The sequence below is a fragment of the Alcaligenes endophyticus genome (assembly GCF_026344035.1).
Lineage (GTDB): Bacteria > Pseudomonadota > Gammaproteobacteria > Burkholderiales > Burkholderiaceae_B > Alcaligenes > Alcaligenes endophyticus.
On record NZ_JAPKND010000005.1, the window covers coordinates 89,396 to 115,165 of the forward strand.

The window sequence follows — 25,770 nt, forward strand, 5'->3', positions numbered from 1 at the left end:
GGTGCGAAATTCCACATTATAAAAAGCTTTACCATAAAATGAAATTTTACTTGAGCGTTTTGCCGTTCTTACCTAGAATGGGGCTGTAGCAGGCATAACCCGCCCAGCACGTACTCGGTTCGTAGTTAGGAGCTTCCAAGGATAGCCTTATAAAACAAGGTTGCCGAGCAGAGAAGTCCGGACTCATTTCCTATACACGGAGACACTATATGTCCTCACAACAAGACAGTAGTTCGGCCCAAGTCGATCAAGACCAAGCCTTAGAAACACAAGAATGGCTAGAGGCCCTAGAGGCCGTTGTTGATCGCGAAGGTCCAGATCGCGCCCATGAGATTCTCGAAAAGTTAGTGGATCTAGCTCGTCGCTCAGGCGCTCATATCCCTTTCTCGCCGAATACGGCTTATGTCAACACCATTCCTCCCGGCCTAGAACCCCCCCATCCTGGCAATCTCGAAATCGAAGAACGTATTCGTTCCTTCATTCGCTGGAATGCCATGGCGATGGTTGTTCGTGCTAACCGTGAGACGCCTCCTGATGGGGGCGGTTTGGGTGGGCACATCGCCTCATTTGCTTCCTTGGCAACCATGATAGGTTGCGGGCAGAACCATTTCTGGCACGCAGAAACCGAGGATCACGGTGGTGACATGGTGTTTTTCCAAGGTCACTCATCTCCTGGTGTGTACGCTCGTGCTTTCATGGAAGGTCGTTTAACTGAAGATCAAATGGATAACTTCCGTCAGGAAGTCGATGGTCACGGTTTACCTTCCTACCCGCATCCTAAGTTGATGCCCGAGTTCTGGCAGTTCCCGACGGTATCCATGGGACTGGGGCCGCTGATGGCTATTTATCAGGCGCGTTTTCTAAAATACTTGCATGCTCGTGGTATTGCCGACACCTCCGGCCGTAAAGTCTGGGTATTCCTGGGCGACGGTGAAATGGACGAACCTGAGTCTTTAGGGGCGATTGGTTTAGCGGCTCGAGAGAAACTCGATAATCTGATTTTTATTGTTAACTGCAACTTACAACGTCTGGATGGCCCAGTACGGGGTAACGGCAAAATTATTCAAGAACTGGAAGGCACCTTCCGTGGTGCGGGCTGGAACGTTCTAAAATTGATTTGGGGCGGATACTGGGATCCGTTGTTGGCCCGCGATAAAGAAGGTATCTTGCGCCGCGTGATGGAAGAAACCATCGACGGTGAGTACCAAGCTTATAAAGCGAACGATGGTGCTTATGTGCGCGAACACTTCTTTGGCAAGCACCCGAAACTGCTGGAAATGGTCAGCCGCATGAGCGATGACGATATCTGGCGTTTGAATCGTGGTGGCCACGATCCCAATAAAGTATTTGCTGCCTTTGATGCTGCGAGCAAGCACGAGGGTCAGCCTACCGTTATTCTGGCAAAAACGATTAAAGGGTACGGCATGGGCCATGTAGGCCAAGCGAAAAACCCGTCGCATCAGCAAAAAAGCCTAGACTTGGATGCAGTGCGAGAATTCCGTGATCGTTTTAACATCCCCGTGGCGGATGATAAGCTGGAAGAGTTGCCTTACTATGTGCCGGCAGAAGACTCGCCGGTCATGAAGTACCTACACGAGCGTCGTAAGGCATTGGGCGGTTACCTGCCTAAGCGCAGACAGCGTGCTGATGAGCAGTTGGTGGTGCCTAGCCTAGAGGCTTTTAAAGCTATCCTAGAGCCTACCGCCGAAGGTCGTGAAATATCTACTACTCAGGCGTTCGTACGTTTCTTGAATCAATTGTTGCGTGATAAGCAAGTAGGCCCACGTGTCGTGCCTATTTTGGCTGATGAGTCCCGCACTTTTGGTATGGAAGGCTTGTTCCGTCAGATTGGTATCTACGCACCTGAAGGCCAAAAATACACGCCGGTTGATAAAGACCAGGTCATGTATTACCGCGAAACCGCCGATGGTCAATTGTTGCAAGAAGGTATTAACGAGCAAGGCGCATTTAGCTCTTGGATTGCTGCTGCTACGTCATACTCCAATAGCAACCGCATCATGATTCCATTCTTTATTTATTACTCTATGTTTGGCTTCCAGCGCTTTGGCGACTTGGCGTGGGCAGCGGGTGATATGAAGGCACGTGGATTCGTGTTGGGTGGTACGGCTGGCCGTACAACCTTAAACGGTGAAGGTTTGCAGCACGAGGATGGTCATAGTCATATTCAATCCTCCTTAATTCCTAATTGCATTTCATATGATCCTACTTTTGCTCATGAAGTGGCGGTGATTTTGCAAAGCGGCTTGAAACGCATGGTGGAAAATCAGGAAGATGTATATTTCTACGTCACACTGATGAACGAAAACTATGCTCAGCCTGGTTTGGTGGATGGTGATCAAGAGGGTATCTTACGTGGGATGTATAAGTTCAAATCAGTGGGCGAAGGCAATGACTTGCGCGTTCAACTGATGGGCTCTGGAACCATTTTGCGTGAAGTGATTGCGGCACAGGAACTGCTGGAAAAAGACTGGAACATCGGCTCTGATGTGTGGAGCGTCACCAGCTTTACCGAATTACGTCGTAACGGCTTGGATTGTGAGCGTTTTGCGCTGTTGAACCCAGAAGCTAGCGATGCGCCCGTGGCATACGTTACTGAAAAACTCAACGGCACACAGGGCCCAATCGTCGTCTCCACTGACTACGTGAAGTCCTTCGGTGACCAAATTCGTCCGTTTGTACCCGCAGGCCGTACATTAAAAGTGTTAGGCACAGATGGCTTTGGCCGTTCTGACTTCCGTTCCAAGCTGCGTGAGCACTTTGAGGTGAATCGTCATTTCGTCGTCTTGGCTGCGTTGCGCGGTCTGGCTGAGGAAGGCAAGCTGCCCATGAGTAAAGTGTCTGAGGCAATCGCCAAGTACGGTATCAACCCGAATAAAGCTAACCCGCAGTACGCGTAAGGGACTGATCATGAGTAATATTATTGAAGTCAATATTCCAGATATCGGCGCGGACGACGAGGTCGACGTAATTGAAATTCTGGTCAGTGAAGGCGATACCATTGAGGTTGAGCAAAGTCTCATCACCGTAGAGTCCGATAAGGCCTCTATGGAAATCCCTTCATCGCATGCAGGCGTTGTAAAAAGTATCAAGGTTAAGTTGGGCGATAAGGTCAAAGAAGGCTCTCTGGTTCTAGAGTTGGAGGCCGCCGAGCAAGCTGCCCCCGCCGCTCAACCTAAGGCCGAGACTACGGCCGATGAGCCCGTGGCGGCATCTAAAGACGACGCTAAGGGCGAAGCACAACCTCCAGCGGCAGCGCCTCAAACGCCGGTCTCTGAGTCCGTGCAAACCGTTCATGTACCGGATATCGGCGATGCAGCGGATGTAGATGTGATTGAAGTGATGGTGGCGGTTGGCGACACGATCGATGTCGACCAAAGCCTCATTACCTTGGAAACAGACAAAGCGTCGATGGAAGTGCCTTCCTCACATGCTGGGGTAGTAACCGCCATTAACGTGAAAGTTGGCGATAAAGTAAGCCAAGGCTCAGCCATACTAGAAGTGCGCACGGCGGCAGCTCCAGCTGCCGCCAATCAGCAGCCTGCAGTCAGTCAGCCAGCAGCCAGTCAGCCAGCAGCCGCTCCGGCTCCAGCCCCAACTGCGCGCGCAGAGTCTGCTCCGGCAACGGTGCCCGGCGTGGCGAATCGCGTTTCGCCTACGGCAGCCTATGCTGACAGCGAAGTAGCTTTGCGTAACCTGCCGCATGCCTCTCCCAGTGTGCGTAAGTTCGCGCGCGAATTAGGTGTGGATCTAGAAAAAGTCCATGGGTCGGGCAACAAAGGACGTATTACCGCGGATGACGTGCGTGGCTTTGTTAAGCAAGCTCTAGCAGGTGGTGCGGCGCCCATAACGGCTGCAGGTACAGCCGCGCAAGTGGGTGGCCTAGATGTATTGGCTTGGCCTAAAGTAGACTTTAGTAAGTTTGGGCCTGTTGAAACTCAAGCCTTGTCACGCATCAAGAAGATATCTGGGGCTAACTTACATCGCAATTGGGTCATGATCCCTCATGTTACCAATAACGATCTGGCTGACATCACTTCTCTAGAGGCTTTCCGCAAGCAAATTAACGAAGAGGGAAAAAAAGAGGGCGTGCGCATGACGATGCTGGCCTTCTTGATTAAAGCGGTAGTTGCTGCGTTGAAGAAGTTTCCTGAGTTCAACGCCTCTTTGGATGGCGATAACTTAGTCTTGAAGCAATACTACAACGTAGGTTTTGCTGCGGATACACCTAATGGTCTGGTGGTCCCGGTCATCCGTGACGCAGACAAAAAAGGTGTGTTGGAAATTGCACGCGAAACAGGTGAACTGGCGGCCGCAGCACGAGATGGCAAATTGTCTGCGGCGCAGATGCAAGGTGGGTGTTTTACCATCTCGTCCTTAGGTGGTATTGGTGGTACCGACTTTACCCCTATCATCAATGCGCCTGAGGTAGCTATCCTAGGTGTGTCTCGCTCTTCTATTCAGCCTGTATGGGACGGCAAAGAGTTCGAGCCTCGCTTGATGTTGCCCTTGTCGTTATCGTATGACCATCGTGTCATTGATGGTGCAGCCGCCGCTCGCTTCAATGCTTTCTTGGCGTCGACGCTCGCTGACTTCCGTCGCATCATACTGTAAGGGGGCAAGATGAGTTTGATAGAACTGAGCGTACCTGATATTGGTGATATCACTGACGTAGAGGTCATCGAGGTGCTGGTGCAGGTGGGCGATACCATCTCTGCCGAGCAAAGCCTGATTACCGTAGAGTCCGATAAAGCTTCCATGGAAATCCCCGCCGAAAAAGCGGGTGTGGTCAAAGAGCTGTTGGTTAAACTGGGCGACAAAGTTTCCCAAGGCACACCCATCCTTAAACTAGAGGAAGCCGCCTCGGCAGCTCCTGCAACCAAGAAGGCGGCTGCACCGGTCGCAGCTGCTGCGCCTGTCGCTGCACCCGCCGCCGCGCCGGCGCCTGTTGCTGCGACACACAGCGGTGCCGCCGACGACAGTTATGATGTGGTGGTGTTAGGCGCTGGCCCAGGCGGCTATAACGCAGCTTTCCGTGCTGCAGACTTAGGTTTGAAGGTAGCCCTGGTCGAGCGTTACAGTACATTGGGCGGCGTGTGTTTGAACGTTGGGTGTATCCCATCCAAAGCCTTGCTGCACACCGTGGCTGTGTTGGAAGAAGCCAAAAGTCTGGCCACTCATGGCATTAAGTTTGCAGAACCTGAACTTGATATAGATGCTTTGCGTGCCTATAAGGACAAGGTGATTGGCAAACTTACGGGCGGCTTGGCGGGTATGGCTAAAGGTCGTAAAGTGACGGTTATTCAAGGAAATGGTTATTTTCTTGATCCTAACCATCTGGAAGTGACCGCTGCCGAGGGTAAAAAGCAGGTGGTAAAGTTTGGCTCAGCCATTATTGCAGCCGGTAGCCAATCGGTAAAACTTCCTTTTCTACCCGAAGATCCCCGTGTGGTTGACTCCACCGGCGCACTCGAATTGAAATCAGTGCCTAAGCGTATGTTGATTGTGGGCGGCGGTATTATCGGCCTAGAAATGGGCACGGTGTACTCTGCTCTGGGTGCCCGGCTAGACGTGGTTGAAATGCAATCGGGTCTGATGCCCGGTGCCGACCGCGACTTGGTCAAAGTATGGGAAAAACAGAACAAGCATCGGTTTGACCACATGATGCTTGATACCCGTACTGTGGGCGCGGAGGCGCGGGAAGATGGTATTTGGGTGACTTTTGAAGGGAAAAATGCGCCAGCCGAACCACAGTGTTATGACTTGGTCTTGCAGGCCGTAGGGCGCTCACCTAACGGCAAGAAGCTAGGCGCTGAAAATGCCGGTGTGCAGGTGACCGAGCGCGGCTTTATCGACGTTGATGCTCAGCAACGTACCAATGTGCCGCATATTTATGCCATTGGCGACATTGTGGGCCAGCCTATGCTGGCACACAAGGCCGAGCATGAGGCACATGTGGCAGCCGAGGTCATCGCTGGCGAAAAGGCTTATTTCGACGCTCGCGTGATTCCTTCAGTGGCTTACACTGATCCGGAAATTGCTTGGGTGGGTCTGACCGAGGACCAAGCCAAGAAAGACGGTATCAAGGTAGAGAAAGGGGTCTTCCCTTGGGCTGCTTCCGGACGAGCGATCGCTAACAATCGTGATGAAGGTTTCAGTAAGGTATTGTTCGATGCTGATACTAAACGGATTGTGGGTGGGGGTATAGTAGGCACGAACGCCGGTGAGTTAATCGGCGAATTGTGCCTTGCTATAGAAATGGGTGCTGATGCGGTTGATATGGCAAAAACCATTCATCCACATCCCACTTTATGCGAATCGGTAGGTAAGGCAGCAGCCGTGGCAGAAGGCACATGTACCGACTTGCCTGCGGCACGCAAACGCTAAGCTGACGCGTCTATTTAGCTGAGTCTACGCTCAGAAACAGCGGCAGGTGCTATCATCAGCGCCTGCCGTTTTATTTTTTTCATCGTTTTATGTCTACCACATTAACTGCCCAATCTGATCTTGAACAATGGTTATCCTATCTGGAAAAACTCCATCCAGTCGGAATAGATATGGGGCTGCAACGTATCCAAGCGGTTGCTGAGCGATTGCAGCTAAAGCTGGATAGCGTCATCATTACTGTTGCTGGCACAAATGGCAAAGGTTCAACCTGTGCCATGCTTGAGGCCATGTTGATTGCTGCAGGTTATAAAGTGGGTGTGTATTCGTCCCCCCATTTGCAGACTTACAACGAGCGCATCCGTTTAAATGGCGAGCTGGCTAGCGATGTGCAAATTGTGGCGCAATTTGATCGGATTGACCGTGCTCGAGCAGACATCTCCTTGACCTATTTTGAGTTTGCGACTCTGGCTGGTCTGCTCTTGTTTCAAGATCAACAAGTGGATGTTGCTGTGCTGGAGGTCGGGCTGGGTGGGCGTTTAGATGCGGTGAATATGATAGATCCGGACTGTGCCATTATTACCAGTGTGGACATCGATCATGCTGAGTATCTGGGTTCAGACAGAGAACATATAGGCTGGGAGAAGGCACATATTTTCCGTGCGGGTCGTCCTGCCATTTGTGCGGATCCCGTCCCCCCGCCCAGTATTGCCCGTTATGCCCAAGAAATAGGAGCCGATTTATGGCAGTTTGGTCAAGACTTTAACTATTCGGGTGATCAACAGCAATGGGCCTACGGAGGGCGAGAACAGCGTCGTCCGGGCTTGGCTTACCCTGCCTTACGAGGGGCGAATCAGCTATTAAATGCGTCCGCCGCCATGGCTGCTTTGGAATCATTGCGCTTACGTTTACCGGTACCGGCTCAGGCTCTACGCTTAGGTTTGGCGCGTGCTACCTTACCAGGGCGTTTCCAGATTATGCCAGGTATGCCCTGTGTTATTTTTGATGTGGCCCATAATCCGCATGCTGCTGGAGTATTAGCACAAAATTTAGACAGCATGCCTTCTTACCCCAAAACAGTCGCAGTGGTGGGTATGTATAAAGACAAGGATGTAGCCGGGGTCCTGCGCAAGTTGGTGGGGCGCGTAGATCATTGGTTTTGTGCCTCCTTAGATGAGCCTCGGGGGTTAAGCGGCCAAGAGCTGGCAACGCAAGTCCGAGCGGTGCTTGATGACCCTGATTTAGGAGTGCCCGAGGTCGAACCCGAGCAGTATCATCCCGAGGGAACGCGCTTACGACCAGCCGTGCGTCCAATGAGCCGAGCTGTCAGTCATGGGCCAGTGTTAGTATCTAGTTACAATTGCCCCACAGAGGCGTATCACGCGGCACGTGCAGAGGTAGGGGACAATGATAGAATTGTCATATTTGGCTCATTTGCTACGGTTGCCCCTGTTTTGAAGCAGGTGCAAAACTAGTCTGGCATTGTTTTACCGATTTTTATACACGGGTTACTCTAGATGGGATTTTTCTCACGTAATGATTCATCCTCAACTGCTCGTCGAGCAGGTGCAGGCTCTAGTGACGCTCAGATAGCCGAGATGCGCAGTCGTGCTAGACGACGCTTGATCGGAGCAGTCGTGCTCGTGCTGGCGGTAATCGTGGTGGTGCCTTTATTGATCGACAACGGTGTAGAGTCCGACCCCGAGCCCACCTTAGCATTAGGTAATGCTCCCTTAGTGGTACCGGGTTCTATCTCTCAGCCTCCTCAAGCGCCTAGCTTGCAAGTGGAGGAGGTCGTGGTTCAGCCCCCCGTCTTAATTCAGCCAGACCTAGATGCGCAGGGTGTTACAACCACCATAGACCAGCCGCCAGTGACTCCACCAAGTACCGAGGAAACGGTGGTGCAGGTGCCTCTTGAAGCGCCCAAACCCCAGCCTAAACCCGCTGTTGAGAAAAAGCCCGAACCTAAGCCTAAGCCTGCTCCTACCAAGCCAGACAATAATCGCACGGATGATGGCTCGGTAGCATTAGCCATGCTCGAGGGGCGTATTCCCGCCGGCAGTGCAGCCTCCAAACCTGCAGCCGCGCCGCAGCGTGGTAATTTTATTTTGCAAGCCGCCGCCTACTCCTCTGAGAAAGATGCCCAAGGTAGACGCCAACAACTCATTTCGTCTGGGGTGACTAATGCCTATGTGGAATCAGCGAGTGCGGGTGGACGTTCCACCTTTCGTCTACGGGTAGGGCCGTTTTCCTCCCGTGAAGCAGCGGTGGCGGCGCAGACACGACTGCGCTCCTTAGGTTATCAGGATAGCTTTATCTCCGCCCAGTGAGCAACTTTGATTATCTTGTGATGGCCATAGTAGGCGGATCAGGCCTGCTTGGTCTGATTCGCGGCCTGATCAAGGAAGTGCTTTCTTTGTTAGCCTTTCTTTTGGCTTTTCTAGCCGCTATCTGGTGGGGGCCCAAGGTTTCTGGCTGGATCGCTGGCTGGCTAGAGAACGATATGCTGCGTGCAGGTGCTGCGTATGCGACTGTTTTTTTTGTTGTGCTATTGAGCATAGGGCTGTTTAATATGTTGTTGAGCAGTTTAATAGCACGCACCGGATTGACTCCGGCTGATCACGGCTTGGGGGCTGTGTTCGGTATTATTCGCGGTTTGGTTTTTGTGTTAGCGCTAGTGACCTTGGCGGGTTATACCGAGCTAACCGCCGAGCCCTGGTTTGAGCAGGCCCAGTTTGCCGCTCCTGCAATACGAGTTATTCAAACCCTTAAAACCAATTTGCCTCATCCCGTGGCAGAGTGGTTGCCTTACTGAGTACACTGACAGGAACATATCATGTGTGGAGTTGTAGGGGTCGTTGCGCGCGGCCCTGTAAATCAGTTGATTTACGATAGTCTTTTATTGTTGCAGCATCGAGGTCAAGATGCTGCGGGTTTGGCCACCTGGCATGATCAGTTTTTTAGCATGTACAAAGGGCCAGGCTTAGTAAGGGACGTGTTTCGTACTCGTAATATGCGTACCTTACAGGGCAATAGCGGTATTGGGCACGTAAGATATCCAACGGCAGGAGCGAGTGATAATCCTGACGAGGCCCAGCCTTTTTATGCCAACGCGCCTTTTGGTATAAGCTTTGTCCACAATGGTAATTTAACCAATTGGCAAGAGCTTCGAGCAGAGCTTTTTACGGTCGATCGTCGTCATATCAACACTAACTCTGACTCTGAGGTACTGTTGAATGTGTATGCGCATGAGTTACAAGAAGCTGCCACGGGCGCGGAGCTAAGCCTTGATGAGGTGTTTACGGCCGTAAGTAATGTGCACCGTCGTGCGCGGGGAGCATATGCAGTCATTTCCCAAATTGCTAATTTCGGTATGGTCGCCTTTCGTGATCCCAATGGTATTCGCCCCCTATGCTTGGGAAGAAACGACAGCGAATTAGGCACGGAATGGATGTTAGCGTCTGAGTCCGTAGCGTTAACAGGTTGCGGGTTTGAACTTGTGCGCGACGTAGAGCCTGGCGAGGCCATCATTATTGACTTAGACGGAAATTTACACAGCCGTCAGTGTGCTGAGCTTGCGCGTTTGAATCCATGTGTTTTCGAGTATGTGTATTTTGCTCGACCCGACTCTACCTTAGATGGCATTTCAATTTATGATGCACGCCTGCACATGGGTGAGTATCTGGCCGATAACGTTGCCAAGAGCTTGCGTTTAGCGGAAATTGACGTGGTGATGCCTATTCCTGATTCAGCGCGTCCCTCTGCGATGCAATTGGCGGCTCGTTTGAACTTGACCTATCGAGAAGGCTTTATTAAAAATCGCTATATTGGTCGAACCTTTATTATGCCCGGCCAAGAGGTGCGTAAAAAATCCGTGCGTCAAAAGTTAAGTGCGATACCCATGGAGTTCCGTGGGAAAAACGTACTTTTGGTGGATGACTCTATCGTGCGCGGCACTACCAGTCGACAAATCGTTGAGATGGCACGTGCGGCGGGGGCAAATAAGGTCTTTTTTGCTTCTGCTGCACCTCCTGTACGCTTCCCGAATGTGTATGGGATCGATATGCCTACTCAATCAGAGTTGATTGCTACGGGGCGCGATGTGGATCAGATTGCCCACGAAATCGGTGCCGACGGCTTGGTATTCCAAAGCCTTGAAGACATGGAGCGCTCTTTGTTAGATCTTAACCCTGCCATTAACGGCTTTGAGGCCTCGTGTTTTAACGGTCAGTATGTAACGGGTGACGTGGATCAGGCTTACTTGGCTAAGCTTGCCGCCTCTCGAGCGTAATAGCCTAAAGCAGGCTGCGCAGGTACAAGCAGGGCCAACCACGTTTAGCGGTTGGCCCTATTTTTTATGATGGCAATGCTTTGTTCAGCTTTTGGTTAATTCACTAGAGCACTACTTATTTGCGTAAAGCTGCATAGGCAGATAGCGCAAGCGTTATGGTAAACAAACCCATTCCCCATAAGGCATATTCTAGGCCAAGTAGCTCTACGCGGGCGTCCATGCAAGTAGCATAAATACCGAATAACCAAGGCACCGCCGACTCTAGGCCGCTTTGTGTCATGACTTGATCGGCGAAGGTCATGTCGCACGAAAATTGCTGCGCCGCAACGCTGTATTGATACCAGGCTGACAATATGCCGCCAAGGCTCAATATGGCGCTTAACGCTGCTAATAAACGGCCCAGAAGGTGTTGCGGGCTTGTCAGTAGTATTAGCCCGCCTATACCTGCACTAAGGGCGAGCAGCAGTAAAATGAGCCGTTGAAACACACACCATGCGCACGGTCGCATGCCCAAGTAATGCTGTGAGTATAGGGCTATGGCTAGCGCAGCCACGCAAAAAACACTGACTAGGAATAGAAGGCGTGCGGGCAGGGTCGAGTGAAGCATAGCGTTAGTGTGTGGCGGTTTGTAAAGAAGCTTGGTGTAATAAGCTGAGAAATAGTTCCTGAAAACCAGCCCAGACAATTTGTACGCCTAGGCAAAGCAAAATGAAGGCAGATAAACGCATCAGTACTGCTGTGCCGTTGGCGCCAATTTTATATAAAAACTGTGAAGCAAAGCGCAAACAGAAATAGACTACTAATGACGCGCAGGCCATGCCAGCCAAGGAACCTAGCAAATTAGTACCGGTGTCTACGATACGTGGTACGTGTAAGGTAGCGCCTACAGTCAGGGCGGCAGAGATAGAGCCCGGCCCGCATAGCATAGGAAAAGTTAGCGGATAGAAAGCTTTTGATCTGACTTGCTCCCAGGTATATGTACTTGCCATTTTTTGCGCTTGAGCTGTGTCGCTATCCGTAGCATTGACTAAGCGCCAAGCTGCTGAAATAACCAGCAGTCCTCCGCCTAAGCGCACGATAGGCAAGGAGATACCAAATAAATTCAATACTATATTGCCGGCTATCATCGCCACCGACAGCATAATAAAAATATTAATGGAAACGGTTTTAGCCAGCCGAGTACGGTCTTCTGCGGAAGCACCGTCTGTTAAGGTTAAGTAAATAGGCGCTGCCGCTGGCGGATTGAGCATAGGCAATAAGGTGGCCAGCGTAAACAAAAAGCTGTGCATGAGCAGCGAAAGCATGGGAACTGAGTTCATGGTTTAGAGGTGAGGTGTGGCCGGGGCAATGGCGTGTAAAATATCTTTTAAGAATTGTTGTTGCGCTGTTTGTCGATGTAGGCTTGGGCTCAATAAACGAAAAACGTCTTCTACTCGATCGCCTAAGGTGAGCACTTTGGCCGATTGTAGACTAATTTTGTGACGCTCAAAAACTTGTGCCAGACTATACAGTAAACCGGGCTTGTCGGTGGTGGTAAGAGACAGCTCCCACGTATTTTCGTTGTCGGCTAGCGGCGTCAGTTCTACGCTTGATGGAACAGGGAACACCTGCGCGCGTCGAGAGTGAGCGGAGCGGTACTGACGGGATTGGGCTCCAAGAGTGTTGTGCCCTTTACGTAGATTTTTGCTTAACTCATGTTCGATTAAGTGCGGATCTAGGGCAAGCATATGCTCATAGTTGGGCAACAAAACGATAAAGCTGTCTAAGGCCCACCCATGACGCGTTGTGTAAATGCGAGCATCTTGAATGCTCAAACCCTGTGCATCAAAGTAGCGGCATATGCGTAAAAACAGCCCCTGAGTGTCGGGGGTGTACACCAAGACCTGGATAGCATCGCTATGTCCGGCAGCGCGAATTTTTACAATGGGTTCACTGGCGTTGGCTTGAAAATAGAGTTGTTGAGTATGCCAGGCAATGTCATGGGCTTCATGGCGTAGAAAGTAATCCTCATCTAGCAACTGCCAAAATTTTTCACGTGCCTCGTCCAACAGGCCAAGAAGGCGAATTTCGCTGCTAGCGTCTAATCGGCGTTGCTCTAGTACGGACAGGCTGTCGGTGTGCTGGTGTTGCAGCACTGACAGGCTTAGCTGGTATAGGTCTTCCAGTAATTTAGCTTTCCACGAGTTCCAAATGGTGGGGTTGGTAGCACAAATATCGGCAATGGTTAAAAGATACAAGGCATTAAGACGGCGCTCGGTGCCCACAATGCGGACAAAGTCGAAAATGACCTTAGGGTCGCTTAAGTCGTGCTTTTGAGCATACATTGACATGCTAAGGTGTTCACGCACTAAAAACACCACTAGTTCAGCGTCCTCGGCCTCAAGCTCATGATCAAAACAAAACTGTTGCGCATCCTGGGCGCCCAAGTCTGAATGATTACCGCCTCGTCCTTTGGCAATATCATGAAAAATAGCGGCGATATAAAGCAACCAATGGCGGGGGTAATGGTTAATTACTTGGTGTGCAAGGGAAAACTCATGGCTATGCTCTGGCATCGTAAAGCGACGCAGATTACGCACTACTTTTAAGGTGTGCTCATCGACCGTATAGGCATGAAATAGATCATGCTGCATTTGCCCTACAATGCGTCGAAACACAGGCAGGTAGCGAGGCAAAATATTCATCAGATTCATCAAGCGTAACGCACGCACAATGCCGCGTTGCTGCTGAAAAATTTGGATGAACTGTAAGCGGTTTTGGCGATCTAGACGAAAACCCTCATCTACCAAACGCCTTGCATGCCAAAGAGACCGCAAAGTATGGGCTGACATGCCATGCAGTGAAGGGTTTTGTTGTAAGGTTAGGAAAGCGGCGAAAATCAGTTCCGGTGAGCGTGCAAAATCTTGCTCGGGGCGTAACTCCAACAATGCTTGGCGGCTTTGGAAATGCGGGCTCAGTATGCGGGGCGCCTCATGACACGGAAACAAGCGTTCCTCTATGCTTTGCATCAGTATCATATTGAGCTGACTCACCACTCGAGCTGCCCAGTAGTAACGTTGCATGAGTATTTCGCTTGGACGACGATTGTGGCTGGCTTTAAAGCCATAAATGTCGGCTAAGGCGGGTTGCAAATCAAATAGCACACGGTCTTCCGCGCGTCCGCTCAGTAAGTGCAATTCAATGCGCAAACGCTTGAAGGCTTGGTCAACACGGACAATAGCGCGTTGTTCAGCAAACGTTAGTTCGCCCGAGTGGGCGATATCACGCCATGAATTACCTAGGCCAGCGGCTTTGGCTAACCACAACAGCATCTGTAAGTCACGCAGAGCACCGGGTGACTCTTTGCAGTTAGGTTCTAAGGCGTAGGGGGTGTCTTGGTAATGAGCATGCCGTGCTTGTTGTTCGGCACGCTTAGCAAGGAAAAAGGAGCGGGGATTTAATTGCTGTTTGAGCTGCTTTTGTAGTTGCTTGAGCAAGGGACGAGAGCCGTGCAAGTAGCGTGATTCGAGCAAAGATGTTTGCAGGCTGCTGTCGTGTTTAACCTGCTCTAAGCATTGATGAGTTTGTGCTACGTGATGGCTAGGTGCTAGCCCAATATCCCACATGGCGGCCAACAACTGCTCGATACGCTGCCTAGCCTCTTGATCTGGCGCATCGGGTAAAAGCACGAGTAGGTCAAGATCAGAGTGTGGGTAGAGCTCACCTCGTCCATACCCGCCTAGTGCGGCTAAGCTAGCGCCTTCCGGAAGGGGGTAGAGCAGCAAGAGTTTACGCACCACCTGATCGCAGATGCGGCGTAAAGCCTTGAGTAATGCGTCGCTTTGTAGGTTTTGCCGGTAAGCGGCTACGGCGGCCTGTCTACGCTTGTGCAGTAAGCGTTTAAGCGTAGGCAGTGTGCCGGAAGCCATTAAGCAGATGTACCTATAAAAGAGGGCGGTGCCGGCATTTCGGGCGAAACCGTAAGCACTTCGTAACCGCTGTCAGTGACCAGTACCGTGTGTTCCCACTGGGCAGATAGGCTACGGTCACGGGTGACTACTGTCCATTGGTCGGGCAGGGTGCGAAGGTCGCGTCGTCCAGCGTTAATCATGGGCTCTATAGTGAAAATCATGCCGGGCTCTAAACGCTGCCCGGTGCCGGGACGGCCGTAATGCAAGATTTGAGGGTCTTGGTGAAACTGCTGCCCAATACCATGACCGCAGTATTCACGCACCACTGAGTAGCCGCGGCCTTCTGCGTATTTTTGAATCGCGTGCCCAATGTCTCCAAGCGTTGCCCCGGGTTTGACTTGTTGTATGCCCAGCCACATGCAGTCATAGGTGGTCTCGCATAAGCGACGTCCCAAAATACTGGGTTCGCCAACAAAATACATCCGACTGGTGTCGCCAAACCAGCCATCTTTGATAACGGTGACATCAATATTAAGAATATCGCCATTTTTTAAAACTTTGGGGCCTGGAATGCCGTGGCAAATAACGTGGTTAACCGAGGTGCAGATGGACCCGGGGAAGGGTGGGTAACCTGGGGGGGCATAGCCAACGGTGGCCGATTTTACCTGTAGTACATCGGTGATGTAGTCTAGGCACAGTTTATCGAGCTCGCCCGTGGTGACCCCCGCTTTTACAAAAGGCGTCAGGTAATCGAGAACGGAGGCCGCTGCTTGGCAGGCAGCACGCATTTTGGCGAGATCGCTGGGGTCTGTGACAAGAATACTCATAGTTACTTGATGTGTTGGGTAAAAAAATAGTAGAATAATAGGCTTTCTTGATTTTTGCTTTTAAAGAGCCTGTAAGGCATCTATGTAAAGTAGGCGTCTAGAAAGAAAAGCTTTTGGAAATGATTGCGGCCCGTGTATTTAGAGGGCCCCAAAGTGGTGCTAGTTACTGGATAATAGCCGCTTAGCGAAGCTTGTTTTAAGGCTATTTTAAACCTACTTGTAGGCTAGAGCCAGTAGCAGGGTTTTAGTGCTTTGAAAACAGTGGTGAAATAGGGCGGTCAATATTGACGTTTGTCGTCGCTTTTTAGTATGGGTGGAATGCCGACGTTGCGTGGATTGAATTAGTAAGCCGATTGATATGAGTCGTTTTGCTAATGCAATGGCCTCGCAAATAAAGCTTGGTTGTGCATGAAGTGGGTAAGCCATGTGGCTGAACCTTAATTTAGTAGGTAGTAAATCGCGTATTTGCCCGTCTCGGGGTGTCTGGAAAGCAATTTTAGTTTGCGTCCTTGCCGGATACTGGGTGAATGCAAGACCAAACCCTTGGAGAATCTTATGTCTTTAATGCGTGAAATGCTGGAAGCTGGTGTGCACTTCGGTCACCAGACTCGTTACTGGAATCCAAAAATGGCTCCTTTCATTTTTGGTCAGCGTAACAATATTCATATTATCAACCTCGAAAAAACAGTTGTTCAGTACGAAGAGTCCATGAAGTTCGTACGTCAATTGGCGGCTCGTGGTGGCAAGATTTTATTCGTTGGTACTAAGCGCGCTGCTCGCGAACTAGTGGCTGCTGAAGCCGAGCGTTGCGGTATGCCTTACGTCGACAGCCGTTGGTTGGGCGGTATGATGACCAACTTCAAAACAGTCAAAAGCTCCATCAAGCGTTTGAAAGAAATGGAAGCTCAAGCAGCCGAAGGCCGCACCGAGACCATGACTAAAAAAGAAGCTTTGATGTTCGAACGTGAGCTGGAGAAACTGAATAAATCCATCGGCGGTATCAAGGATATGAACAATTTGCCTGACGCATTGTTCATTATTGACGTGGGTTACCACAAAATTGCTGTGGCCGAAGCACGTACGCTGGGTATCCCAGTGGTGGCAGTGGTGGATACTAACCACTCTCCAGAAGGTTTGGACTACGTTATTCCTGGTAACGATGACTCGGCTAAGGCTATCGCACTGTACGCCCGCGGCGTCGCGGATGCAGTATTGGCTGGACGTGAGCAGAACTTGAACGGTTTGGTGGAAGAAATCGCTGCTGATGAAGAGTTCATCGAAGTAAACGCTGAAGTACAAGAGTAAGTTCGGCGCGTCTACGTATGTATGTCATACGTAGACTCTATACTGGTATTTTGAAAGCCCCGGTTTGCGCCGGGGTAAATTCTACAGATTTGGAGAAAACCGTGGCTCAAATCACCGCATCTATGGTTAAGGAACTGCGCGAGAAAACTGACGCGCCCATGATGGAATGCAAAAAAGCATTGACAGAAGCTGACGGCGATATGGCTCGTGCAGAAGAGCTGTTACGCGTCAAGCTGGGTAGTAAAGCCAGCAAGGCCGCTAGTCGTGTAACCGCTGAGGGCCTAGTTACTGTTTACATCAGCGAAGATGCTAAAACCGGTACGGTTGTTGAAGTGAACTGCGAAACTGACTTCGTTGCAAAAAACGAAGACTTCATTGGTTTCTTGAACGACGTTGCTAGGCTGATTACCGAGCACAATCCTGCGGATGTGGCGGCTTTGGCTGACTTGCCGTTGGCTGACGGCACGGTTGAGTCAGTACGCACTGCGTTGGTAGGTAAAATTGGTGAAAACATCACCGTACGTCGTTTTCAACGTTACAGCACAGACAATAACCTGGCCAGCTACGTACACGGCGGCAAAATGGGTGTCATCGTTGACTTTAACGGTGCCGACGAAGTGGGTAAGGATTTGGCTATGCACATTGCTGCAACTCGTCCTAAGGCACTGGATGCTGATGGCGTGGATGCCGCGGATATCGAAACCGAGCGCTCCGTTGCTGCACAGAAAGCCGCTGAGTCGGGTAAGCCTGCTGATATCGTCACCAAAATGGTTGAAGGTGCAGTAAGCAAATTTTTGAAAGAAGTAACCTTGCTGTCTCAGCCTTTCGTTAAAAACGATAAGCAAACGGTACAGCAAATGTTGACAGAAAATAAAGCTGATATCACAGCTTTCACCTTGTTTGTGGTAGGTGAAGGTATCGAGAAACGCACTGACGACTTCGCTGCTGAAGTTGCCGCCGCCGTTTCCGGTCAGGCATAATCGCTTTTTTATAAACAGGGCAGGTGCCGTACTAGCGGTACCTGCCCTGCTGCTTTACACTCTCATTCTGTATCAGTTCTCGGAATTATTCTGCCATGACCACCCCTTTATATAAGCGTGTTTTGCTCAAACTATCCGGCGAGGCGCTGATGGGCGAAGACTCGTTCGGTATTAATCGCAATACAATCTTGCGTATGACCGAAGAAATTGCCCAAGTCGCTGAATTGGGTGTCCAGTTAGCCATAGTGATCGGGGGCGGCAATATATTTCGTGGCATTGCACCTGGTGCACAAGGGATGGATCGCGCTACGGCCGACTACATGGGTATGATGGCGACGGTAATGAACGCCTTGGCGCTACAAGATGCTCTTAAGCATCGTGGCTTAGATGCGCGTGTACAGTCAGCCTTGAACATAGAACAAGTTGTTGAGCCCTATATTCGTCCTAAAGCCCTGCGCTACTTGGAAGAGAGTAAAGTGGTGATATTTGCTGCTGGTACGGGCAACCCTTTCTTTACCACCGATACAGCCGCTGCTTTACGTGGTGCTGAAGTGGGCGCGGAAATTGTCTTAAAAGCAACTAAAGTCGACGGCATTTACAGTGCCGATCCGAATAAAGATCCTGGTGCAACGCGTTACTCGCGCATTAGCTTTGATGAAGCCATCGTGCGTCGTCTAGAAGTGATGGATGCCACAGCGTTTGCCTTGTGCCGTGATCAAAAATTACCGATTAAAGTGTTCTCTATCAATAAGCCCGGTGCTTTAGCACGTGCAATTACCGGCGAAGACGAAGGCACCTTAGTCCACGTTTGATAAAAGGAATCTAGTATCATGAGTTTGTCTGAAATAAAACAATCGACTGACACTCGTATGCAGAAAACGATTGAGGCATTGAAACTAAACCTGTCGAAAATCCGTACGGGACGCGCGAACGCGGGCTTGCTTGATCATATACAGGTGGAGTACTACGGTTCACCAGTTCCTATTGCTCAGGTAGCCAATATATCCGTTCTAGATGCCCGTACATTAAACGTACAAGTGTGGGAAAAAAACTTAGCTAGTACGGTAGAGAAAGCAATTCGTGATAGTGACTTAGGCTTGAACCCTATTGCGATGGGTGAAAGCATTCGCGTACCGATGCCTGCGTTAACCGAAGAGCGTCGTCGCGACCTTACGAAAGTAGTGCGCGTAGAGGGTGAAGACGCTAAGGTGGCCATTCGGAACTTGCGTCGAGACGCGAACGACACCGCGAAGCGGCTCTTGAAAGACAAGGAAATCTCCGAAGACGATGATCGCCGTAGTCAAGATGAAGTGCAAAAGCTAACCGATAAATATGTCGCCGAGATCGATAAGCTGGTTGCACAGAAAGAAGCCGAGGTCATGACGGTTTGATCACTTGGCATACACAGGTGGGCAGGTAATGCAAAGCAGTTCGACACAAATAATTCCAACATCGGGTTCAGTACCTACTCACCTGGCCATCGTAATGGACGGCAATGGCAGATGGGCCACCAAACGTCATTTGCCGCGTACAGCGGGCCATTTGCGCGGCGTACAGTCTGTGCGCCGTATTATCGAGGCCTGCGCTGAGCTAGGGGTTTCTTACCTGACTTTGTTTGCATTTAGCTCGGAAAATTGGCGCAGACCAGCAGACGAAGTCTCGATGTTGATGCGACTGTTTATGAAGTCGTTGCGCAAAGAGATGAAAAACCTAAGCGAACGCGGAGTATGTTTGCGCGTAGTGGGTGAACTGACGGCGTTTAATGCGGAGCTGCAAGAACTAATAGCTGAAGCAGAGGCGCATACGGCTGGAAATAAAGTCTTGACGCTTACCATTGCGGCCAATTATGGCGGGCGCTGGGATATTTTGCAGGCGACTCGCCGCATGCTTGCGGCGCATCCAGAGTTATCGGCGCAGCCTGATCTTATTAACGAAGCTAGTTTAGCTCCTTATTTAGCCATGGCGTATGCGCCCGAGCCAGATTTGTTTATTCGTACAGGCGGAGAGCAACGCATTTCCAATTTTTTAATCTGGCAAATGGCGTATACCGAATTGTATTTTACTGATACGTATTGGCCAGACTTCGACTCTGCGGCGTTGGAGCAAGCTTTTGAGTGGTACAAGGGCCGTGAACGTCGATTCGGGCGCACCAGTGCGCAACTTAAACAGGCTTGAATCTGTTAGGGGGTTGTTATGCTAAAACAGCGCATTATTACTGCTGTCGTGCTGTTGTTGGTTCTGGGTGCAGCCATGCTAGCCCCCTCAAGTTGGCCCTTGTTGCTGATATTACTGTTAGCCAGTAGCTTGGCCAGTTGGGAGTGGCTGCGCTTAACATTACCAGCAAGCCAACGTGCTTTGGCGCCCTATCTAGCGGTTGTGTTAGCGGCGCTGTTGCTCTGGCTCAGTTACGCAAGTTTTAGTGCTACACCGTCCTCTGAGTCGCAAGCTATCTTGCAACTGATATATGTTTATATCAGTCCGCTGGTTATTCTTTTTTGGTTGCTCTACGTTCCACATCTGATTCGCCAAGCGCAAGTTCAACAAATTCAGCAAAGTGTTGTCCTAAGTGCCATGGGCATACTGGCTCCCTTAGTTACCTGGGCGGCATTAGTGCAGATGTGGCTAAGTCGCGGCTTGTTATATGTGTTAAGCGTGTTGGTACTTATTTGGGTGGCTGATATCACCGCCTATTTTGTTGGGCGCGCTTTTGGCAAAGCTAAGTTGGCCCCTCGTGTTAGTCCGGGTAAAACGTGGGCGGGGGCATTGGGCGGGGTGCTGGGAGCGTGTTTGTGGGTGGCTCTGAGTACTATCTGGCCTAACACCCTAGGAACTGTTCTATATCAACAATGGTCTGCGGTAGGAATGGTGCTAATTGCTGCGGTATTAGCCGCTTTGTCTATCATGGGTGACCTGTTTGAGTCCTTATTAAAACGCCGTGCTGGAGTCAAAGACTCAAGTCAGTTATTGCCTGGGCACGGTGGTGTCTATGATCGCATTGACGCTTTATTGCCGGTCGCTCCCTTAGCCATGTTGCTGGGTGGTCAAGTTGGCTTGTAGTGTGGGCTGGGTCTATTGCTTAGGGTGTCAGAAATGAGTTTTCAACAAGTTTGCGTGCTAGGTTCTACCGGCTCCATAGGGGTAAGCACTCTGGATGTCATTGCTCGGCACCCAGACCGTATGGCCGTTTACGCACTGTCGGCATACAGTCGTATGCAAAAGCTTGCTGAACAGGCCATGGCTTGTGCGCCTAAAGTGGTGGTGGTGCCAGATTCCGCTGCACGTGAGCGTTTTGTCCAAGCTTGGTCATCCAGTGCGCCGTGTGCCATGCCTGAAGTGCGTGTGGGGGCAAAAGCCCTAGAGGAAACCGTTGCCGACGCCCAAGTGACTACGGTGATGGCCGCCATTATTGGTGCCGCCGGTATGCCCGCAGCACTCGCTGCGGCGCGGGCAGGCAAGCGTATTTTGTTGGCCAATAAAGAGGCTCTGGTGGCAGCGGGTAGCTTATTTATTGAGGTGGCCAAACAGGGTGGGGCGGAACTACTACCCATCGACTCCGAGCATAGTGCTATTTTTCAGTGCTTAGACCAGCATCATAAATCCGTGCCAGGTAATCCGTTAGCCAACGATGTACGCCGTTTGATAATTACCGCTTCCGGTGGCCCTTTTCGCCAAACACCGTTGCTTGAATTGCCGCAGGTCAGTCCTGAGCAAGCTTGTGCTCATCCTAACTGGTCCATGGGCCGTAAAATTTCTGTTGATTCAGCCACGATGTTGAATAAGGGCTTAGAGGTCATCGAAGCGTACTGGCTTTTCTCGGTGCCTATAGAAAAAATAGACGTAGTGGTACACCCTCAAAGCGTTATTCATTCTATGGTGGAATACATAGACGGCTCCGTGATGGCGCAATTGGGACAGCCAGACATGCGCACTGCTATCGCTTACGGATTAGGTTTTCCCGAGCGTATAGACAGCGGTGTGGGGCTGTTGGATTTGGCTAGTATGGGACGCTTAGATTTCGAGGCTCCCGATTTACAACGTTTTCCGTGTTTGCGCTTGGCCTTTGATGCGTTGCGATCAGGGCAGGCAGCTTGTGTTAGCTTAAATGCCGCCAATGAAATTGCTGTAGAGCGTTTCCTAAATCGTCAGGTTAGCTATACTCAAATACCGCAAATCATAGAACATACCCTCGACAGGCTACAACGGTGCAGCGACGCGGCATTAAATAGCCTCGACGCTATTTTAGCTCTCGATCAAGACGCGCGTCGTGTGGCCGCGGATTTCTGCCGCTAGTTTTTTGGATATTACCTATAAATGCTCATCAGCTTGCTCGCTTTCATAGTAGCTATTGGGGTCGTTGTCACCCTGCATGAATTGGGGCATTACCTCGCCGCTCGCGCTTGCGGAGTGCACGTGGAGAAATTCTCCTTTGGTTTTGGGCAATCTTTATTGCGACGCTATGATAAGCGAGGCACTGAATGGGCGATTTCTGCCATTCCCTTAGGCGGCTATGTACGCATGCGCGACACGGCTTGGCCGGGGGCTTCTCAAGCAGAGCAAGCCAGCTGCTTTGAGAATAAATCGTTGCTACAACGCGCTTTTATCGTTTTTGCCGGTCCTCTAGCTAATTTCTTACTGGCTGTTTTCTTTTTCGCCTGGATAGGTATGCTGGGTATTACCATGCCCGCAGCGCTACTGGGTACCCCCGACGCCCAAAGCCCTGCCGCGCTGGCGGGTGTGCAGCAGGGCGACCGTCTCTTGGCTATCGACGGTAAGGGAATAGATAGTTGGGGCGATGTACGCTGGCAGTTGCTCGAGGTGTTGCCCAAAGGTGGAGATATATCGTTACAGATAGAGACCGCACAAGGTGATCGAGTCGAGCGCAACTTGTATTTGCCTCCTAATGCACTGAACCCTGACCATACTACTGACCCTCTAGAGAGTACAGGCCTAACACTGGCGCAGCCTAAAACAGTGGTTGAAAAGGTATTGAGCGGAGCCGGTGAGCGAGCAGGCTTGCAGGCCGGAGATGTGATTGTTCAGGCTGGCGAGTTGCATCATCCCAGCGCTAATAGTTTTATTCAATTAGTGCAACAATCTGCCGATCAGCCATTTATGCTTCAGGTATTAAGAGGGGGGCAAATATTATCTTTGCAGATTCAGCCTGATGCAGTCCTTAATGATCAATCGCAGGCAATGGGAAAGATTGCCGTGGTGGTGCGGCCCGACTATGAGTTGCGACAAGTCAATTACGGTTTAGTAGGTAGCGTAAAATATGGAATACAACGCACCTACGAAACAGTCAAGCTTTTAGCTAAAATGATGTTCTACTTGGTGAGCGGCGATGTTTCAACAAAAAATTTGTCGGGCCCCATCGGTATAGCGGACCAAGCTGGCCAAACAGCAAAAATTGGTTTGGTCGCCTATTTAAGTTTTATTGCTATGATTAACGTTAGTATGGGTATATTGAATTTATTACCTATACCTATGTTAGATGGCGGTCATCTGCTGTACTATGCCATCGAAGCAGTGCGTGGTCGACCACTTTCCCTAGCGTGGCAGATGGCTACACGCCGGCTAGGATTCGTTATACTAGCTGCTTTAACCGTATTTGCTCTATTTAATGATGTCACACGCCTTTTCAGTTAAGAGCGAGTGCCGTAAAATCTACAAACTTTTGACCGACCAAGGATTCTCCAGGATGTCGTTAAGCCGGAAACCCAAGTTTGCATTGCGTACCTTGCCTTTTTTGCTGGCAAGTCTGTTAGCGCCTGCCTTAGCAAGTGCTTTTTCGCCTTTTGTTGTGCGCGACATCCAAGTAAACGGGATACAGCGGGTAGACCCCGGTGCCGTATTCACCTCCTTACCCGTTAAGGTGGGCGAAGAATTCTCCGAAGAACAGGCAGCCGCCGCAATTCAGCGTTTATATTCCACCGGTTTTTTTAGCGACGTTCAAATCGACACCGCTGATAATGTTTTGGTGGTGAATGTGGTCGAGCGTCCTACTATCGCATCGGTTAGTTTTAATGGTATGCGCGAGTTTGACTCGAAGGCCATTATTAACTCGCTGTCGCAAGTGGGCTTTGGCGAGGGGCGGGTGTTTGATCGTGCCATGCTAGAGCGTGCCGAGTTCGAACTCAAACAGCAATACCTATCTAAAGGTAAGTATGGGGTCGAGATTACCTCGGTCATTACGCCCTTGCCGCGGAACCGCGTAGGGGTAAGCTTCGACATCTTCGAAGGTGACTTAGCGAAGATTAAAGAAATTCGAATTATTGGGAATGAAAGTTTCTCAGAGGGCCGTCTCCAAGATGAAATGGAGCTAACGACTTCTGGTTTCATGACTTGGTATACCGGTACAAATAAATACTCACGAGAAAAACTAGAAGGTGATATGGAGCGTATTCGCTCGTTTTACCTTAATCGTGGTTATTTAGAGTTTTCCTCTGAAGCGCCTCAAGTATCGATTTCGCCCGATCGGAAAGATATATTTATCACCATGACCATACACGAGGGCGAGCCCTATACCTTAAGTGGTGTTAAGTTAGCCGGTGACTTGTTGGGCTTGAACGAGCAAATAGAGCCTTTGTTAAAACAAAAGGCAGGCGAAACGTTTTCCTCGGATGCGACCACTGAGACAGTAAAAGCTATTACCGAGTATCTGGGTACCTTAGGCTATGCCTTTGCCAACGTGAATCCTAACCCAGTGCTGGATCGTGAAAATCACACTGCTGACTTAACTTTTTATGTCGATCCAGGTCGACGTGTGTATGTGCGCCGCATTGAAGTGGGTGGTAACGTGCGCACGCGTGATGAAGTCGTACGTCGCGAAATGCGCCAGCAAGAAGCTGCTTGGTACGATGCCGATAATATCCGCATGTCGCGTGACCGCATTGATCGCTTAGGCTACTTTAACGAGGTTGACGTCAGCACCTCTCCCGTCCCAGGGTCTCCGGATCAGGTAGACGTGAACGTTAATGTCTCTGAAAAACCTACGGGTATGATTAACCTAGGTGTGGGTTATGGTTCTACCGATAAGCTTATTTTGTCGGCGGGCTTAAGCCAAGATAATATTTTTGGTAGTGGTAATAGCCTATCTTTGCAACTTAACACCAGTAAAATTAATCGTACCGCAGTATTAAGTCACACTAATCCGTTCTGGACTCAAGACGGCATTAGCAAAACCACCTCAATATATTATCGCCGCACTACACCCTACGAAGGGGAAGATACTTACGGTGACTATCGTAATACTGCAATTGGTGGGGGCTTTAATTTTGGTGTGCCAATTTCTGAGTATGACCGTGTTTTCATGGGCGTTAACGTAGAGCGTAACGAACTCTCTAAGTTAAGCACCTTGTATACTCCGAAAGCCTACCAAGACTATGTTGCTGAATACGGTAAAACGACCAATTCCGTCATTTTTAATTTAGGCTGGTCTAAAGATACTCGAGACAGCGCCATTGCTCCAAATCGTGGTTACATGACAAACTTGTCAGGTGACTTATCGACCATGGATTTGCGCTACTATATGTTGCATGCGAGCCACCAGCATTATTTCCCCGTCACACGCTCAATTACTTTCGCGGTGAACGGTGCGGTCGATTGGGGTAAAACGTATGGCAGTAAAAACTTTCCAGTCATTAAAAACGTTTACGCAGGGGGTATTGGGTCGGTAAGGGGCTTCGAAGGGGCTTCGCTTGGGCCTCGCGATACACTTACCGGTGACTACTTAGGTGGCTCCCGACGCATGATTGCTAACGCGCAGTTATACTTGCCTTTCCCGGGTGCATCGCGCGACCGCACTTTACGCTGGTTCTTGTTCTCAGATGCGGGTAAGGTAGACAACAGCAATGGCACCTGCGCACAAGGCCGTAACAATCGGGTCACGGATCCATGCGGTTGGAAGTATTCAGCCGGTGTGGGGCTATCGTGGGATTCCCCATTAGGACCACTACAACTCTCTTATGGTCGAGCCATGAACGCCAAAGAGGGAGATGATAAGCAAGCCTTCCAATTTCAAATTGGTACCGCTTTCTGATGTCATGGTTTAATGGCACAATTGATTTATTATGCAG

20 protein-coding genes are annotated in these 25,770 nt (G+C 50.3%); 16 read left to right on the plus strand and 4 right to left on the minus strand.

The annotated features are described in order from the left end of the window. Positions 1 to 209 precede the first annotated feature (209 nt). From aceE to purF, 7 genes are all read left to right on the plus strand, one after another. On the plus strand, positions 210 to 2,918 hold the full coding sequence (gene aceE, locus OSH01_RS10445) for a pyruvate dehydrogenase (acetyl-transferring), homodimeric type (RefSeq protein WP_266124041.1): 2,709 nt from the start codon (positions 210 to 212) through the stop codon (positions 2,916 to 2,918). Between the two features lie 10 nt (positions 2,919 to 2,928). Further along, a complete protein-coding gene (aceF, locus tag OSH01_RS10450) occupies positions 2,929 to 4,632 on the plus strand; it encodes a dihydrolipoyllysine-residue acetyltransferase (protein WP_266124042.1) in 1,704 nt (567 codons plus the stop codon). Positions 4,633 to 4,641: 9 nt separating this feature from the next. Further along, positions 4,642 to 6,405 (plus strand): dihydrolipoyl dehydrogenase, encoded by a 1,764-nt coding sequence (gene lpdA, locus OSH01_RS10455; RefSeq protein ID WP_266124043.1) that lies wholly within the window; start codon positions 4,642 to 4,644, stop codon positions 6,403 to 6,405. Between the two features lie 89 nt (positions 6,406 to 6,494). Continuing rightward, a complete protein-coding gene (gene folC / locus OSH01_RS10460) occupies positions 6,495 to 7,877 on the plus strand; it encodes a bifunctional tetrahydrofolate synthase/dihydrofolate synthase (RefSeq protein WP_266124044.1) in 1,383 nt (460 codons plus the stop codon). Positions 7,878 to 7,919: 42 nt separating this feature from the next. Then, a complete protein-coding gene (locus tag OSH01_RS10465; protein ID WP_266124045.1) occupies positions 7,920 to 8,732 on the plus strand; it encodes an SPOR domain-containing protein in 813 nt (270 codons plus the stop codon). Continuing rightward, positions 8,729 to 9,217 (plus strand): CvpA family protein, encoded by a 489-nt coding sequence (locus OSH01_RS10470; protein WP_266124046.1) that lies wholly within the window; start codon positions 8,729 to 8,731, stop codon positions 9,215 to 9,217. Before OSH01_RS10465 ends, OSH01_RS10470 begins: the two co-directional genes overlap by 4 nt. A 21-nt stretch (positions 9,218 to 9,238) precedes the next feature. Next, on the plus strand, positions 9,239 to 10,693 hold the full coding sequence (gene purF / locus OSH01_RS10475; protein WP_266124047.1) for an amidophosphoribosyltransferase: 1,455 nt from the start codon (positions 9,239 to 9,241) through the stop codon (positions 10,691 to 10,693). A gap of 115 nt (positions 10,694 to 10,808) precedes the next feature. Here the strand turns inward: purF and OSH01_RS10480 are convergent, their stop codons facing one another. The 4 genes from OSH01_RS10480 to map are packed head-to-tail and all read right to left on the minus strand — an operon-like array spanning position 10,809 to position 15,410. Continuing rightward, the gene (locus OSH01_RS10480) at positions 10,809 to 11,300 is read right to left on the minus strand and encodes a disulfide bond formation protein B (RefSeq protein WP_266124048.1); all 492 of its coding nucleotides are present in this window, start codon (positions 11,298 to 11,300) and stop codon (positions 10,809 to 10,811) included. A gap of 4 nt (positions 11,301 to 11,304) precedes the next feature. Then, positions 11,305 to 11,997, minus strand: a complete 693-nt coding sequence (locus OSH01_RS10485) for a MarC family protein (protein WP_266124049.1) — start codon at positions 11,995 to 11,997, stop codon at positions 11,305 to 11,307. A gap of 18 nt (positions 11,998 to 12,015) precedes the next feature. Beyond that, positions 12,016 to 14,601: a [protein-PII] uridylyltransferase gene (locus tag OSH01_RS10490; protein ID WP_266124050.1), complete on the minus strand. Its 2,586-nt coding sequence runs from the start codon at positions 14,599 to 14,601 to the stop codon at positions 12,016 to 12,018. Beyond that, the gene (gene map, locus OSH01_RS10495) at positions 14,601 to 15,410 is read right to left on the minus strand and encodes a type I methionyl aminopeptidase (protein ID WP_266124051.1); all 810 of its coding nucleotides are present in this window, start codon (positions 15,408 to 15,410) and stop codon (positions 14,601 to 14,603) included. The genes OSH01_RS10490 and map overlap by 1 nt, the downstream gene beginning before the upstream one ends. Positions 15,411 to 15,965: 555 nt before the next feature. On the opposite strand from map, the gene rpsB reads away from it, so the two are divergent. The 9 genes from rpsB (at position 15,966) to bamA (ending at position 25,733) form a co-directional block, all read left to right on the plus strand. Then, the gene (rpsB, locus tag OSH01_RS10500; protein WP_266124052.1) at positions 15,966 to 16,715 is read left to right on the plus strand and encodes a 30S ribosomal protein S2; all 750 of its coding nucleotides are present in this window, start codon (positions 15,966 to 15,968) and stop codon (positions 16,713 to 16,715) included. A 101-nt stretch (positions 16,716 to 16,816) separates the two neighbouring features. Beyond that, positions 16,817 to 17,695, plus strand: a complete 879-nt coding sequence (gene tsf, locus OSH01_RS10505) for a translation elongation factor Ts (protein WP_266124053.1) — start codon at positions 16,817 to 16,819, stop codon at positions 17,693 to 17,695. Positions 17,696 to 17,790: 95 nt separating this feature from the next. Next, a complete protein-coding gene (gene pyrH / locus OSH01_RS10510; protein ID WP_266124054.1) occupies positions 17,791 to 18,507 on the plus strand; it encodes a UMP kinase in 717 nt (238 codons plus the stop codon). An 18-nt stretch (positions 18,508 to 18,525) separates the two neighbouring features. Continuing rightward, a complete protein-coding gene (gene frr / locus OSH01_RS10515) occupies positions 18,526 to 19,086 on the plus strand; it encodes a ribosome recycling factor (protein ID WP_266124055.1) in 561 nt (186 codons plus the stop codon). Between the two features lie 28 nt (positions 19,087 to 19,114). Then, the gene (gene uppS, locus OSH01_RS10520; RefSeq protein ID WP_266124056.1) at positions 19,115 to 19,870 is read left to right on the plus strand and encodes a polyprenyl diphosphate synthase; all 756 of its coding nucleotides are present in this window, start codon (positions 19,115 to 19,117) and stop codon (positions 19,868 to 19,870) included. 18 nt (positions 19,871 to 19,888) lie between these two features. Continuing rightward, on the plus strand, positions 19,889 to 20,752 hold the full coding sequence (locus tag OSH01_RS10525; protein WP_266124057.1) for a phosphatidate cytidylyltransferase: 864 nt from the start codon (positions 19,889 to 19,891) through the stop codon (positions 20,750 to 20,752). Positions 20,753 to 20,785: 33 nt separating this feature from the next. Continuing rightward, positions 20,786 to 21,985, plus strand: coding sequence for a 1-deoxy-D-xylulose-5-phosphate reductoisomerase (locus tag OSH01_RS10530; protein WP_266124058.1), 1,200 nt, complete (start codon positions 20,786 to 20,788; stop codon positions 21,983 to 21,985). Between the two features lie 81 nt (positions 21,986 to 22,066). Further along, entirely contained in the window at positions 22,067 to 23,341 is a 1,275-nt protein-coding gene (gene rseP, locus OSH01_RS10535) for an RIP metalloprotease RseP (protein WP_266124201.1), read from the plus strand. Between the two features lie 52 nt (positions 23,342 to 23,393). Further along, entirely contained in the window at positions 23,394 to 25,733 is a 2,340-nt protein-coding gene (bamA, locus tag OSH01_RS10540) for an outer membrane protein assembly factor BamA (RefSeq protein WP_266124059.1), read from the plus strand. The last annotated feature ends 37 nt before the right edge of the window (positions 25,734 to 25,770 follow it).

What these genes read in the sequence shown, in the direction of transcription:
- aceE (WP_266124041.1), top strand. Translation starts at nt 210, where the DNA reads ATGTCCTCACAACAAGACAGTAGTTCGGCCCAAGTCGATCAAGACCAA.
- aceF (WP_266124042.1), top strand. Translation starts at nt 2,929, where the DNA reads ATGAGTAATATTATTGAAGTCAATATTCCAGATATCGGCGCGGACGAC.
- lpdA (WP_266124043.1), top strand. Translation starts at nt 4,642, where the DNA reads ATGAGTTTGATAGAACTGAGCGTACCTGATATTGGTGATATCACTGAC.
- folC (WP_266124044.1), top strand. Translation starts at nt 6,495, where the DNA reads ATGTCTACCACATTAACTGCCCAATCTGATCTTGAACAATGGTTATCC.
- OSH01_RS10465 (WP_266124045.1), top strand. Translation starts at nt 7,920, where the DNA reads ATGGGATTTTTCTCACGTAATGATTCATCCTCAACTGCTCGTCGAGCA.
- purF (WP_266124047.1), top strand. Translation starts at nt 9,239, where the DNA reads ATGTGTGGAGTTGTAGGGGTCGTTGCGCGCGGCCCTGTAAATCAGTTG.
- OSH01_RS10480 (WP_266124048.1), bottom strand. Translation starts at nt 11,300, where the DNA reads ATGCTTCACTCGACCCTGCCCGCACGCCTTCTATTCCTAGTCAGTGTT.
- OSH01_RS10485 (WP_266124049.1), bottom strand. Translation starts at nt 11,997, where the DNA reads ATGCTTTCGCTGCTCATGCACAGCTTTTTGTTTACGCTGGCCACCTTA.
- OSH01_RS10490 (WP_266124050.1), bottom strand. Translation starts at nt 14,601, where the DNA reads ATGGCTTCCGGCACACTGCCTACGCTTAAACGCTTACTGCACAAGCGT.
- map (WP_266124051.1), bottom strand. Translation starts at nt 15,410, where the DNA reads ATGAGTATTCTTGTCACAGACCCCAGCGATCTCGCCAAAATGCGTGCT.
- rpsB (WP_266124052.1), top strand. Translation starts at nt 15,966, where the DNA reads ATGTCTTTAATGCGTGAAATGCTGGAAGCTGGTGTGCACTTCGGTCAC.
- pyrH (WP_266124054.1), top strand. Translation starts at nt 17,791, where the DNA reads ATGACCACCCCTTTATATAAGCGTGTTTTGCTCAAACTATCCGGCGAG.
- frr (WP_266124055.1), top strand. Translation starts at nt 18,526, where the DNA reads ATGAGTTTGTCTGAAATAAAACAATCGACTGACACTCGTATGCAGAAA.
- uppS (WP_266124056.1), top strand. Translation starts at nt 19,115, where the DNA reads ATGCAAAGCAGTTCGACACAAATAATTCCAACATCGGGTTCAGTACCT.
- OSH01_RS10525 (WP_266124057.1), top strand. Translation starts at nt 19,889, where the DNA reads ATGCTAAAACAGCGCATTATTACTGCTGTCGTGCTGTTGTTGGTTCTG.
- OSH01_RS10530 (WP_266124058.1), top strand. Translation starts at nt 20,786, where the DNA reads ATGAGTTTTCAACAAGTTTGCGTGCTAGGTTCTACCGGCTCCATAGGG.
- bamA (WP_266124059.1), top strand. Translation starts at nt 23,394, where the DNA reads ATGTCGTTAAGCCGGAAACCCAAGTTTGCATTGCGTACCTTGCCTTTT.